Genomic DNA, 12,132 nt, shown 5'->3' on the forward strand with positions numbered 1-12,132 from the left:
TTACCAGCCGGGCGGGTTGCCGGGGCCCTCGGCGTGCCGGGCGGCCAGGGCGTTGAGCTCGGCGATTTCCTGAGCGTTCTCCGCGCTCCAGGCGGTGACCGTTCCTCCGCCAGGGTTGGGGTGCTGGGCGGTGTAGGCGTCCATGGCCGCGTCGGGGGTCGGGTGTCCGGCGGACACCCAGCCGAAGGTCTCCCCGTACTCGACCCCCCACTCCTCGTCCTCCTCGCCCCAGGGGAGGTGGAAGTCCCAGAAGCCGATGGTCCAGGGACCGTTCTCGGCGGTCTGCCAGGTGACGTTCTCGCGGTGCTGGCTCACGGCCTGCTCCTGTTCGGTCGGTTCGGCCGGTGGGCCGGGTGCCCGTGGTGGGCCCGGCCCGGGTGGGTCAGGAAAGGTGGAGGCCTGCCGGCGGTGCGCGGCCGGGCCTGGTGGTCGGTCGTGGGGTAGGGCCGGGCCCGGAGGTGTTCCGGGCCCGGCGCCGGGGTGCGTGGTTACTGCTGCTGGTAGGCGGGGATCAGCTCGCGGATCTTGTCCTCGCCGACGCACGTGCCCAGGTGGCGGGTGATGCTGGGCGGGTTGCCGTTCCGGCCGCGCAGGTGGCTCCAGTACTTCGGTCCGGTCCAGCCGCACAGCTCGCAGCCGACAAACCAGGGTGCGCGGCCTCGCGGGCCGCGCCCCCCGGGTGGGCTGACTTTGGGTCAGTCCAGGTCCGGGACCGGCACCCAGCACCCGTTGCCGGACTCGTCGGTGACCTCGACCTCATCGCCGAGCCCGCCCTGCGCCACCCACCGCGCCGCCTGCTCTGCCGCGTCCTCCGGCGACGTCGCGGTGAAGTCGCGGCTCCACATCACGCCGTAGGTCCGGAGCTCGGGGGTGGGGGTCGTCTTGCTGTCCACGGTTCCTCCTGGGAATCGGAGCGGTTCGAAGGGAGTAGATCGGCCTCCCGGCCTCACCAACAAGACAACTATATCAGCTCTCATCCACGCTTGCAACCGTGATGGACCACCTCCGGTCCACGTGGTCCGTCTCGAACACCTCGACCTCGCCCGCCCCGTGCACCGCCAGGTGCTCGGCGGCCAGCCGCGCGGCCTCCTCCGGCGACCGGGCCGGGAAGTCCAAGTTCACCTGCACCGCGTAGGTCCGGATCTCCCCCTCCGCCGTCGGGACCGCCGTCACCACCAGGGCGCCGTACTCCGTCCGCTCCACCCGCCAGTCGCCCGTGCCCACCAGGGCCGCGCCTCGATCAGCTCCTCGCTTTCCGGCTCCCCTTCGCCGAACCCGTACGTGCCGACGTAGACGCCGTGGTCTCCGTGGTACCCGAGCCCGTACGTCCCCGGCCGCCCCCCGCTGCGCACCTTGTCGAACCCGGCCGCCCACAGCGCCTGGTCGACCTTGCCCAGGTTGCTGAACGGCGCACCCGGACCGACGGGATCGCCGAAGCGCAGGACCGGCCGCCCGTCGCCACCGGTCGCGACCTGGTGCACGCGCCAGCCGGCCGACCGCAGCGCGGCCAGCGCCGAGCGCACGGCGGCCTGGTCGCAGTCGGCGGGCAGGGCGACGTCGTGGTGCAGCCGGTGGCCGGCGGGCGGGTGCGCCGTGACGGTGAAGTCCTCGACGCCTTCGGCCACCGCGTCGTCCTCCAGCGCCTCCCGGACCAGTTCGGTCAACACCACCTCGGTCAGGTGGTGGGCGTCGGTCTGGTCGCTCGCCTGGTGGGGGCCGACCAGCAAGGGGGTCACCCGGGAGTCGTACAGCTCCCGCTGCTCGAAGCCTCGCGCGCAGACCAGCACGGCACGCAGGCCGCCGGACTCCCCGCCGCCGCCCTCCGGCTCCGCCACGACATCGACCCGGACCCCGTGCGGGCCCTTAACCACGAGCCAGGCATCCTCCGGTCCTTCCACCTCCAGCTCGGGGCGCAGGCCCGCCCGGTGCAGAACGGCCCGGGCGGCGAGCAGGGCGGGGTACGCCTCGGGGGCCGCTGCGCCCGTGCCGGGTGTGGCGGTTCGGGTCGTCATGGTGACTCGGTCCTCTCGCTGGTGGTGGCCGGAGCGGCCGGGGGTGGCCGGTCCGGGAAGGGGCTTGGGGTGGCCGACGGCCGCGCCGCGCCGCTCGATCGCCCGGCGCAGCCGCGCCAGGTTCTTCCGTGTGGCGGTGCCCCGGCCGGTGCGTACGGGCGGCCAGCTCCCGCAGGCGCAGAAGCCGTCCGGGCCCTCGATCTGCCACAGGACGCCGCCGTGGTCGGACAGCCGCAGGTACAGGTCGCGCGGCTGGCCGTCGATGGTCAGGCTGACGCCGACGGACCAGTCGTCGCCCAGGTGGACGGCTCGGGCGGGGATGCCGGAGCGGGCCAGCAGGGCGGCGAAGGCGTTGTGCGCCACCGCGCTGCTCCGGGCTGCGGGTGGCGGCTTCGGGCATCCGCCGCGCTTGGTGCGGTCGCCGCTCACGCCCGGGCCCCGGTGCGGTGGCGCAGCAGGCGGCGCAGCAGGCGGCCCAGGCGTACGGCCCGGGCGGGCCGGTGCGGGGCGAAGCGGTCGACGAGCAGCGCGTAGAGGGCGGCGTGGACGGGGTCCTTCTCGTCGAGCCAGCCGCCGCAGGTGCCGCAGGTGGCCGCGAGTTCCAGGGCGGGCGGCGCGGGCACGGCGACCAGGACTGCCCCGGCGGCCGGGCTGCGCGTGGTGACGGTGAAGTGCAGCGTCCAGCGGCGGTGGCCGCAGTTGTTGCACGCGGTGGCGGCGTCGGTGGTCATGGCGGGAATGGACATGGTGATCCTCCGGTTCGGTGGGCCGCACGGGACGGTGCGGCGGGATGTCGGGGGGCGGCGACGCTGGCGCGGGCCGCCCCGGAGAAGGGGCTGCGGAAGCTCGTCAGGGGTTGGTGTGGGCGGTGCAGGGGCAGGGCAGGCCCGGGTCCTCGCGCTGCTCGCGGACGGCGGCTCCCGGGTGGGCGGCTGTGCGCCACGCGGCGGCCTGGCGGTCGTGACGCGCCGCGTCCAGCGCACGGCCCCCCGCGTCGCCCCCGTCGGCGGCCAGCGCGGCCGTGAGGGTGGACGGGCCGCGCCCGGGTCCGCCGTGCCTGGTCAGGTGCAGTGGGTGGATCAGATGGGCCGACCGGCCGCTGTAGCTGGAGCCCCAGCCCGCACCCTCGAACTCCCTGCCGATGATCGTCAGGGCTGCGCCCCACTCCGAAGCGGTCAGCTCCTGTGCGAACACGGCCTGCACGCCGTCGTCGCTGAAGGCGAACGCGACCATGGTTCCGCGGTGGGCGGGCAGCTGCGCCGTCGCGGCGGCGACAAGCGGGGCGGCGTCGAGCGGCAGCGGGTGCCGGCTGACCGTCAGGGCCTTCTCGTCGCCCCGCACCAGGAACCCGGTGGTGCGGCCCCGCCACGGCTCGTCCGGGTGGAGGGAGGTCGGGCGCAGCCCGGCAGTCAGCAGGGCGGCGGTGACCATTTTGCGGGCCTGGTCGGTGGCGGTGGGCTGGTGAGCGCGCACGGTGGTGTCTCCTTGGGTCGGTTGCGGTTCGAAGGGGTCCGGGGGCGGCGGGGCCAGCCGCCGCCCCCGGGTGGTGGGGCGGGTGTCACGGTCGGGCGGGGCCCGGCTCGTGGCGTCAGGCGCTCGGGACGACCTCGACGATGCGGTGCACGTAGCCGTCGCCGCTCACGCCCCCGTGCCAGAACCGCTCCACCAGCGCGAGGGTGTCCACGCGGGGGTGGTCCGGTCGGGGGGCCTCCTGTGGAGCGTCGGCCAGCGGGGGCCGCTCCCAGGCCGAGCCGGGGATCAGCAGGTACTCGTCGTCGCCGATCCCCCAGGCGTATCCGCGCTTCACGTTCATGTGGTTCCGCCGCTGCAAGGTGCCTCCGTTGCCAACAAGAGAACTGCATCAGGCTTTAGACACGTCGGCAAGCGTGATCGGCCCCGGCTCGGCTCCGGCGGCGGGCAGCGTCTGCCGCTGCTCCCCGCCGTCCCCGCCGCTGCTCTTCGGTCACCACCTCACCTGGGATGACACGCGGCTGCCATCCCAGCTCACGCAGAGCGCTCTCCAACTCGCGCGGCATCACCGTCCCGGTCAGCGCCTGCGTGTCGGCGTTAAGTCGCGCCAGGAACTCCACCAGCAACTCCAACGGCACCTCGTCCGCCCTGATCGAACCGGTCGACCCGTCGAACGACAGTCGCACCGACCCGGAAGCATGGGCGCTGTGCTCGCTCCTCCGAGTGCCCCCGTGACCGTCGGCCACCCGGGCGTGCCCCCGGTAGAACAAGCCGTACCCGCTCTCGATGCTGCTCGCTCCGGTGTTCAGTGCAGGCAGGGCCCTGCGCAGCCGGGCGAACGCTGCCACCCGGGCCCGGGTGGCAGCCTGCTCCTGGTCGCGGTGCTCGAACGCCTTGGCCGCCGTGTCCCGGTAGCCCGGGAGCAGGCGCCGCGCGATGTCGCGCGCGATGCCCCCGGGCGGGCGGCCGCCCGCGACCGTGATCCGGTGCTCCGCCCGGCCCCGGTACTCGCTCGGCACGATTCCCTGCACCGTCAGCCGCTGACCGGCTGCGCCCTTGCAGTGCGTCTTCTCCCGCCAGATGTGCAGCCGCCAGCCGGCCGGATGCTCGAGCCCGACCGAGCCATAGGCGTTGTCCTCTCGGCGGTGGGTCCAGCCGCGCCGCTCGGGATCGAGGGCATTCAGGGCGGCGGCAACCTCCCGGCCGAGCGCGGCGAACTCGTCGCCAAGCTTCTCCCAGTGCGGTGAAATCTCCATGTCGGTCCCTTCTTCGATTGGGTTAGGGCGGCCGGTCGGTCAGAACAGCGGCTGCGCGTCGTCGAGCAGTGACGGGGTGCCGAACGGGTCGTCCCCGATGGCGAACAGGGAGACCTGCGTGGCGCGCGGCGCAGCGGTGAAGGCGTGCGCCGGGAGAGCCGTCCAGTCGGGCCGGCTGTCCTCGGCGGTGGGCTTGGCGGGGGTCGTCGCTGTCGGATCGTTCATCGGATCTCCATGGGCTCTGGCTCGAAGGGGGGCGGGCCGGGATGCCACCCCGTGCCAACAAGAGAACTATATCAGTTATGAGTCACGCTGGCAAGCGTGATCCACCCGTCACGGACCGATCACCCGCCGCGCTATCCTGAAACCTCGCAACCGGTCTCCTTGTGAGTACTGGTTCGAAGGGTGCGGCAGCGTCGAAACCTGCCGCCGATGGCGGTCCGCGCCAGCCTGCTGTCATCTCGACAGGGGGTCCCGCCTCATGGCGGGGCGGACCGCCGTTCGTCTTCTCCGGTCGGGCTGGGGGCGGAAGCCGCGTCCGCGACCCCGCCCCCAGTCTCACTGTCAGCCCTGGGGCGGAACGCCCCCGCTCGGCTGCTCCATCTCGGCCTCGTCTGGGCTCTCGCCCCCCTCAGCCGCCCCGCCCTCCTGGGCGGGCTGCGCCTCCGGGGCGGTCGCGGCCTCGGGCTGCGCCTCCGGCGCGGGGCTGCTCTCCTCTGCCGATCCGCTGTCGTCGTCCTGGTGGTCGTCGGCGTCGTCGTCCTGGTCGTCAGCGTCGGCCGACTCGCTACCGGCGTCCTTGTCGTCCTGCTTCGTCTTGGCCTCGTACGCGGCGATCGCCTGGCGCTCGCACTCGGCCAAGGTGTAGTCGAACGTCTCCTCCAGGAACCGCAGGTAGGTGACCATCGTCTCGGTCGGCTCCAGCCACTCCTTGTCACCCATGACGTAGAACTCGATCGCGGCCACCACCCGGGCAAACATGCGGTGCCTGCGGCGCGTCTTCGGGCCGGCGGAGATCAGCTCCGCGAACGGGTCCTCCGCCCGCTGCCACTGGTCGCGCCCCTCGTTCGGGTCCGGCACGCCCAGCAGGAACGCGGCCACCTCGGTCCGGCCGGACGCCACCGACTTGAACCACCACTTCGCGTGGCCCATGACCGTTCGCTCGGTCAGAGCGTCGGCGGCCTCCGGCAGGTTCTTCTCCGCGATCGCGGCGCGCAGCACCTCCTGCCGGACGGTCCGGGCGGAGCGCCACGCGGCGGTGCCCGCGCGCTTGGCCTTCTCCTTCGCCTTCTCGGCCTCGGGGTCGACCGGGGTCTTTCCCGCCTCCTCCAGCTCCTCCGCGTACTCCTTGGTGGGCAGGTGGCCCTCGGCGTGCCAGTTGGTGCACACGTAGATCACCTCCAGCGTGTCCGGGTCGACGGTCGCGCCGTGGCTCGGGCACACCTGCGAGTGCACCTCGGCCGTCAGCGGCTTGCCCAGCGCCGTGAGCAGGTGCGTCAGCGGCTGGGCGCTCTTGCCCAGCCACTGCCAAGGGAAGCTGATCACCGCCACCCCGGCTTCGCGCAGCTCGTCCGCGACGGCCTGCCGCTTCTTCTCCTCGGCCTGCTCGTCCTTGATCGCCTGGAGCGTCTGCCGCCACTCCCCGTTACCGCGCTTCTCCGACCGGGCGTCCCGCTGCTTGGCATCCTGGAGCCGCTGGAACTCCCGCCACCCGCCGCCAACCTGCTGCCACTGGTCCATCTCGACCCAGTCGAAGTCAGCGTGCAGCGCGTTGACCCGGTCGGCCTCGCTCAGCTTCGCCGCGCCCTTGGCGGCCCTGAGCTGGGCCGCCGAGACCCCCAGGACCTTGGCGTGGCGTCGGCGGCGTGCCTCGGGCACGTCCATGAGGGCCAGCTGCTCGGCCACCTGCAGCTCGTCGGCCTTGGTGGCGTTCTCGCGGAACTGGTTCTCCAGCAGGGAGAGCAGCAGGGTCTCGTCGTCCGCGTCGGTCAGGTCGTGGTGGACCAGCGCGGGCACCGGCGGGAGGGTCTTGGGGTCGATGCCCTTGGCCTTGGCCTTGTCGGCGGCCTCCTGGGCGGCGAGCAGACGCCGGCGGCCCTTGAAGACGCCCCACGTGCCGTCGGCCTGCCTGCGGACGCCGACGGCCTCCCGAACGCCGACCTCGGCGACGCTGGCCTTCAGCTGCTTGGACGGAGGCGCGACGTTGCCCTGGCGGTGGTTGAACGGGTCGACGATCAGCTGGGACGCGAAAAACTCGAAGTACTCGATACCGCTGGTCCTGGTCGGCTCGGCAGCGACCTTGGTCCTGGCCATGGTGTGGTCCTTCCTTGGTGGGGTGCTGATTCGAAGGGCGCAGCGCTGGCGCTGCGGGCCGGGGCGGCGGTGCCATCCGCCGCCCCGGCGGGGTGGTTCAGTCGCGGGGAACCCACAGGCCGCGCTCCTCGCGCCGGATCTCCCAGTCGCGACGGCCGGGCTCCCGGCCGGGGCGGAAGTCGTCGCAGCCCAGGAAGCTGTCCGGGTGGCCGTGTTCCTGCTTGGCGTCGCCGCACTCCAGGCACCGGGTGATGGCCTGGCGGAACTCGGCGCACACCGCGCGGTGCTCGTCCAGGCCCTCGGACAGGGCGTGGTGCGGGGTCGGGTGGTCGTCCCGGTTGGCGGGGTTGGTCCAGTCGCCGGGGTTGCGGCGCCCCTCCGCAGTGGCGACGTCGAACCGGCCGATGTACGACCACGGGCCGACCGGGCTGAACTCGTCCGGGGCCTCGGGCTCGTTGAACATGTTCTCCGGCCACAGGGTCACCAGGCAGGCGCAGCCGGGCACGGTGTACTGCCACCCGGCCAGGTATCCGCCGTCCTCCCAGACGGTGGCGGTGAACTCCCCGAACGCGAGCGGGGCGAGAGCGGCGGCGGCTTCCGGGTGAACGGTGATCGTGCGCATCGTGTGCCTTCCTGTGGGGCTGATCCGAAGGGGGCGGGCCGGAGTTCCCACTCCGTCCCAACAAGAGAACTATATCATGTCTTTGGCATGATTGGGAGGGGTTTGAGCCGCCCCTTCCCCCGCCTTCCGCTCCGGCCGCACGTCGGGTCGGACCCCGGGGCACCGCCCCGGGGTCCGGGGTCCGACCCTCGCTCAGCTGCGGCCGGGCTTGGCCTGCGGTGCGCCCGCCTCGGCTCGACGGTCCGCCCGCAGTGCCGCGTCGAGATCCTCGACGACACTGCGCAGTGCGGCCGCGTCGGCCGGCCGTCCGGATTCCAGGTCGTCGGCCACCTTGCGCAGGCGCTCGGGGATGGTGCGCGGCGTGTTACCGATGCCGAGGTTGATCTTGACGCGGGACGAAGGGGTCACCTGGAGTCTCCTGACGGTATGGATCGCTGGTCTCGGGTTGGTTCGGGGGTGTTGGGCCGGGGCGCCCGCCCGCCAACAAGAGAACTTTATCAGACGTAAGCCACGGTGTCGAGTGGGAATCGGCCGCCCGACACCGTGGCTACGCCCGTCAGTCCTCCTCGGCGTGCGACAGGAGCGCCGCCAGGTACTCCGCGCGGTCGGTGAAGCCCTTCACCTCGATGTCGCCCTCGGTGTAGGTGCCGACCCCGTACAGGCCCTGCTCCTTGTCGCGGTAGACGGTCACGATGATGTACGGCCACTCGCCGAGCAGCCGACCGTCCTGCAGCCCGGATACGACCCGCCAGCCGCTGGCGGCCTCCGCGACCAGCTCCATCCAGTCGTACCCGTCCCCGCCCGTCGGGTCGGGGAGTTCGGGGAGCAGCGTGGTCGGGTCGGCGGCCTGGTCGGTGGTGGGGGTGTTCGACATCGGTTCTCCTTGGCGTGGTTCGAAGGGTTCGAAGCGGGCCGGGCTTCGGTCCCGCCGCGCTCCGGCGGCGGGACCGGCGTGGGCTGGCTAGTGGACGTCCCAGTCCACGCGCCGCCGCTGCGGCAGCGGCGGCTCCCACCCCTGCCGCAGGGCCAGCCGCAACGCGCGGCGGTCCTGCTTGTGGGCCGCCCGCTGGGCCGGCTTGCGGCGGCTGCCGGACAGCGCGCCGACCGGCAGCCAGGGGCGGTCCTGGCGCGCCAGCACCTTGGGGCGGGTGTTGTCGGTCCGGGACATCGGTTCCTCCGGGTGATCGCTGGTTCGGAAGGGGTGGCCGGGGGTGCCGCCCCCGACCAACAAGAGAACTATATCATGCCATGGGCACGATGTGAAGCGAGGGTGACCGGTGGGCCCCGCCACCTACGGGGCGGGCCCTCGGGGTCAGCTCTCCTCCGGCTGCATGATCGTGATCACAGGCTCCCCGCTGTCCCCGGGGCCGCAGTGAACGGCCAGCCTCGCCCGGGTCGCCCGGCTGGGGCCCTCCGCCGGAATCCGCAGAACCTCGAACGGGACCGCCCGAACGCCCGGGTTGGCGCTGCGCACCGCGTAGAACGCCATCCGGAGCACGTCCCACAGCCGCCCGGTCTCCGACTGCCCGTGCCCGGGGTGCCTCGCGTCGTCCTCGCTGCTCCACGCAACGCAGTCACCCCACGCGGCGCGGGTCAGCGCCACCGGCCACCGCCAGCCGGCCTGCTGGGCAAGGTCCTGGGGGCCTCCACCAGTTCGCCCGCCTGTAGGGCGTCGGCCCGGGTGAACTGGTGGATCGGCTCGCCAAACAGCTCCGTCATGCTCGTCATCCGTGTGACCTTCCGTGATTCTGGCTCGAAGGGAGTCGGTGGGCTGTACCTCTCGCCGCACCAACAAGAGAATAGTATCATGCCTTGAGCACGATTGGAAGCGTGGCGCAGCGTCACGTTTCCATGATCGGATAGGGGACACCCGCTCTCAGTGCACCCTGAAGCCTGAAAGCGGCATCATGGAAACTCCGCAAAGCCTCCAATTCATCCAATGAATCACCCTCCGCGCCCAAGTATGCGTCAGTCGCAATAGACATTTCTCGAATTGATTCGACGGGGTCGATAACAAATCCGAGAATGCCGGTCCTGCTGACGACCCAAATTTCCCCCGGGTCTAGTTCGAGATCCTCGGCGGTCAGCTCACGGCGACACTCAAGGCAGCGGAAGAATGCGCCAGAAGTCGCACGATATGAGCCGACGGAAGCGCATTCCTGGCAGGCGATTTCCAACATTCTTGCCAACCTTTCTGATCTCGAATTTCAGTTCTGCTCGGCTCGCACGATGTCGCCGACCTGGTAGGCGCTCGCGGGGGTGGTCGGCGCGCTGTTAACGGTCATGACGGGGACGTCCTTTCGGGGCGGGTTCTGTGTGGGGGCGGTTGCCGGGGCGGGACACCGCCCCGGCAACCAGAAAACTATATTGGCGTTACATCACGCCGGAGGGGTTTAGTTCACCCCGGCCCAACCGAGCGACCACGCGCGCTGAGCCGAACGGGCGGCCTTCTCCATCTCGCCGACTGCGGCGGACTCAACCGCCGAAACCAGGGTGGCGAATGCCTCTCGGGCCTTGGCCAACTGCCGGGCCTTGCGCTGCCCCCGGCGCTTGATCGTGTCGTCCCGGAGTTCCTGGCCGATAACCTCCCAGAATTCCACGACCTCCCCGTAGCCGTCGGCCTGCGTCGCGACGGAGAGCATCCACTCCGACGCCCCCGGGATGACTCGCTCGACCTTCTCGCCCACGCCGCGAATGGCACTGACGTACATGAACTCGAACTCGCCCCGGTGGTTCTTGGTGCTGCCCTTGGTGACGGTGGCGGACATTTCAGTCTCCTTGGCTTTCTTTGTGGTTTGGTTCGGAAGGGGTTTTGCCGGGCGGTAATGCCATTTACTGCCCGGCGGTTCGGTCACGCGTGGGCGATTTCGAACAATTCCAGAAGCTCGAAATCCTGAGGCGGGGCCAGCTTCACAACGGCGGCCTCAACGGTTTCCTTCTTGATCGTCGTAGGCAGATTTGCCGCAATGAGGCTGGGGTTCTTGCAGGAGCTCCACAGCTTGTACAGCGCACTCCTCCGCCGGTTGAGCAGGTCGGTAAGGGCTTCCCGCGCGCCCTGGTACTCGGCCTCGATCAGCATTGCGTCGATCAGCAGCTCCGGCGGAAGTGCTTGAGCGGTCATCGGCGTCTCCGTTGTCTCGGGAGTGGTTCGAAGGGTGTCGGGACGGAGTGCCTGCCCCGTTCCAACAAGACAACAATATCACACCTGAGCCACGGAAGGGGAGTGGCAAGGCTCCTGATCTGGGCGTGTCTCCTCACGCCGCCTCGACCCTGTGTCTTGTGAGCGGTCTTGTGGGGTGCCTTGTCGGCAACCTCTTGGGGTGCCTTGTCGGGTGCTTAATGAGCACATCGGTATTCGCCCTCCCGGGGTAACCTCGCAGCTCAGAGGCCGTATGTGTGGGGTCGGAAATTCCGACAACCCCTTTCCTTTTGCTTTTGGGTAGTTGGTAGTTGGCTGTTGGTCGGTTGGGGTTTGCGCCTGCGGCGTGCTGTTGGTTTTGGGTTGCCGCCCCCCGGTGGGGTGGCGGTGCGGGTGGGGGCGGTTCGCTGGGCCTCCGGCGATGCTGGTCGTGATGCTCTTGCTTGTGGTGGTGGGCTGGTGTTGGGCGGTCACCCCTGGGGGGTGGCCGGCTTCTGGGTGTTGCGGGCGTCCGGCGGCCCAGGCCCGCCTGGTGGGGGTGCCAGTGGCCGTCCTGCCGCCGTAGGGCTGTCCTGGCTGTCTGGCCGGGCCGTCGGCCCGGGGGAGGGTGTCCGGGGGGCTGGGCCGTCGGTCCGGTGCTGGGTCGCGTTGCCTTGCCCGGTCCGGGGCGGTGCTGGGCCGGGCCGTCGGCCCGGTGTGGGGGTTGCGGCCCGCCGGGCCGCTGGGAGGGGCTGGGAGGGCCCTGCACGGCCCTGGTGGTGCCGTACGGGGTGGTGCCTGCCGTTCCGGGCCGGGCAAGGGCGGTGGAGGGGCCCTTCCGAGAATGTGCGGCGCAAGGTTCACCGTGTCCTCGTCCGGGCCGTCGGTTCGGACCGGGGGAGAGGCCGAGGGGCCTCCGGCCCCGGGGTGTGACGCTGCACCGGGGATTTACGCCATATCGTCAACGGGTGCTCGGCCGGGTACCTCCTTCTCGTCGGGGGAGGCCTTGTTCCGGGAATTCGCGTCACATCGTGAACGCTGCCCGACCGTAGGGAGGGGGAGGGGGTGCTACCGGGATTTTGCGTCATATCGTCAACGGCGGGGACGGCCCCGGGGGAGGGGCCCTGTACCCGAAATTCGCGTCACATCGTCAACGCACCCGAGGGACCGGGCCGCAGGCCCGTGCCGACCGCCCCTCAGGTGCTGCCCCGTCAGGGGCTAAAGCCTGCCCGTGAATTCGCCGCAGGCGAATGGCCCTAGCCACCCCCGCCCGGCGCAGCCGGGCCCCGAGGCGCAGCCTCGGACAACCACCCACGGTGACGCCGCCAGGCGTCACCCCCG

The 12,132-nt window shown here is 71.3% G+C and carries 18 protein-coding genes; all 18 read right to left on the bottom strand.

The annotated features are described in order from the left end of the window. The 18 genes from ACZ51D_RS34475 to ACZ51D_RS34560 all read right to left on the bottom strand — a co-directional run bounded on the left by ACZ51D_RS34475 (window position 1) and on the right by ACZ51D_RS34560 (window position 10,794). Window positions 1-315, bottom strand: coding sequence for a hypothetical protein (locus tag ACZ51D_RS34475; protein ID WP_465664508.1), 315 nt, complete (start codon window positions 313-315; stop codon window positions 1-3). Window positions 316-695: 380 nt separating this feature from the next. After that, on the bottom strand, window positions 696-893 hold the full coding sequence (locus ACZ51D_RS34480) for a hypothetical protein (protein WP_360431202.1): 198 nt from the start codon (window positions 891-893) through the stop codon (window positions 696-698). A 73-nt stretch (window positions 894-966) separates the two neighbouring features. Continuing rightward, entirely contained in the window at window positions 967-1,224 is a 258-nt protein-coding gene (locus tag ACZ51D_RS34485) for a hypothetical protein (protein ID WP_465664509.1), read from the bottom strand. After that, entirely contained in the window at window positions 1,170-2,375 is a 1,206-nt protein-coding gene (locus ACZ51D_RS34490) for a hypothetical protein (protein WP_465664510.1), read from the bottom strand. The genes ACZ51D_RS34485 and ACZ51D_RS34490 overlap by 55 nt, the downstream gene beginning before the upstream one ends. A 62-nt stretch (window positions 2,376-2,437) precedes the next feature. Beyond that, window positions 2,438-2,758: a hypothetical protein gene (locus ACZ51D_RS34495; protein WP_465664511.1), complete on the bottom strand. Its 321-nt coding sequence runs from the start codon at window positions 2,756-2,758 to the stop codon at window positions 2,438-2,440. A 103-nt stretch (window positions 2,759-2,861) separates the two neighbouring features. Beyond that, complete coding sequence (locus ACZ51D_RS34500) at window positions 2,862-3,485, bottom strand: hypothetical protein (protein ID WP_465664512.1); 624 nt, start codon at window positions 3,483-3,485, stop codon at window positions 2,862-2,864. A 115-nt stretch (window positions 3,486-3,600) separates the two neighbouring features. Continuing rightward, a complete protein-coding gene (locus ACZ51D_RS34505; protein WP_465664513.1) occupies window positions 3,601-3,825 on the bottom strand; it encodes a hypothetical protein in 225 nt (74 codons plus the stop codon). A gap of 55 nt (window positions 3,826-3,880) precedes the next feature. Continuing rightward, window positions 3,881-4,738 carry a hypothetical protein gene (locus ACZ51D_RS34510; RefSeq protein ID WP_465664514.1) on the bottom strand — a complete coding sequence of 286 codons (858 nt, stop codon included), beginning with the start codon at window positions 4,736-4,738 and terminating at the stop codon, window positions 3,881-3,883. A gap of 39 nt (window positions 4,739-4,777) precedes the next feature. Beyond that, entirely contained in the window at window positions 4,778-4,963 is a 186-nt protein-coding gene (locus tag ACZ51D_RS34515) for a hypothetical protein (protein WP_465664515.1), read from the bottom strand. Window positions 4,964-5,302: 339 nt separating this feature from the next. Continuing rightward, window positions 5,303-7,051, bottom strand: coding sequence for a ParB/RepB/Spo0J family partition protein (locus ACZ51D_RS34520; protein ID WP_465664516.1), 1,749 nt, complete (start codon window positions 7,049-7,051; stop codon window positions 5,303-5,305). Window positions 7,052-7,148: 97 nt separating this feature from the next. After that, window positions 7,149-7,673 (bottom strand): hypothetical protein, encoded by a 525-nt coding sequence (locus ACZ51D_RS34525; RefSeq protein ID WP_360509955.1) that lies wholly within the window; start codon window positions 7,671-7,673, stop codon window positions 7,149-7,151. Window positions 7,674-7,865: 192 nt separating this feature from the next. Further along, window positions 7,866-8,081: a hypothetical protein gene (locus tag ACZ51D_RS34530; RefSeq protein ID WP_465664517.1), complete on the bottom strand. Its 216-nt coding sequence runs from the start codon at window positions 8,079-8,081 to the stop codon at window positions 7,866-7,868. Window positions 8,082-8,229: 148 nt separating this feature from the next. Beyond that, complete coding sequence (locus tag ACZ51D_RS34535) at window positions 8,230-8,547, bottom strand: hypothetical protein (RefSeq protein ID WP_465664518.1); 318 nt, start codon at window positions 8,545-8,547, stop codon at window positions 8,230-8,232. An 87-nt stretch (window positions 8,548-8,634) separates the two neighbouring features. Beyond that, on the bottom strand, window positions 8,635-8,841 hold the full coding sequence (locus tag ACZ51D_RS34540) for a hypothetical protein (RefSeq protein ID WP_465664519.1): 207 nt from the start codon (window positions 8,839-8,841) through the stop codon (window positions 8,635-8,637). 144 nt (window positions 8,842-8,985) lie between these two features. Continuing rightward, window positions 8,986-9,543 carry a DUF6573 family protein gene (locus ACZ51D_RS34545; protein WP_465664520.1) on the bottom strand — a complete coding sequence of 186 codons (558 nt, stop codon included), beginning with the start codon at window positions 9,541-9,543 and terminating at the stop codon, window positions 8,986-8,988. Beyond that, window positions 9,515-9,853, bottom strand: a complete 339-nt coding sequence (locus ACZ51D_RS34550) for a hypothetical protein (RefSeq protein ID WP_465664521.1) — start codon at window positions 9,851-9,853, stop codon at window positions 9,515-9,517. The genes ACZ51D_RS34545 and ACZ51D_RS34550 overlap by 29 nt, the downstream gene beginning before the upstream one ends. A gap of 213 nt (window positions 9,854-10,066) precedes the next feature. After that, on the bottom strand, window positions 10,067-10,441 hold the full coding sequence (locus ACZ51D_RS34555) for a hypothetical protein (RefSeq protein ID WP_465664522.1): 375 nt from the start codon (window positions 10,439-10,441) through the stop codon (window positions 10,067-10,069). 83 nt (window positions 10,442-10,524) lie between these two features. Continuing rightward, window positions 10,525-10,794, bottom strand: a complete 270-nt coding sequence (locus ACZ51D_RS34560) for a hypothetical protein (protein WP_360509962.1) — start codon at window positions 10,792-10,794, stop codon at window positions 10,525-10,527. Window positions 10,795-12,132: the final 1,338 nt, after the last annotated feature.

The organism is Kitasatospora sp. NPDC033851 (assembly GCF_055576085.1).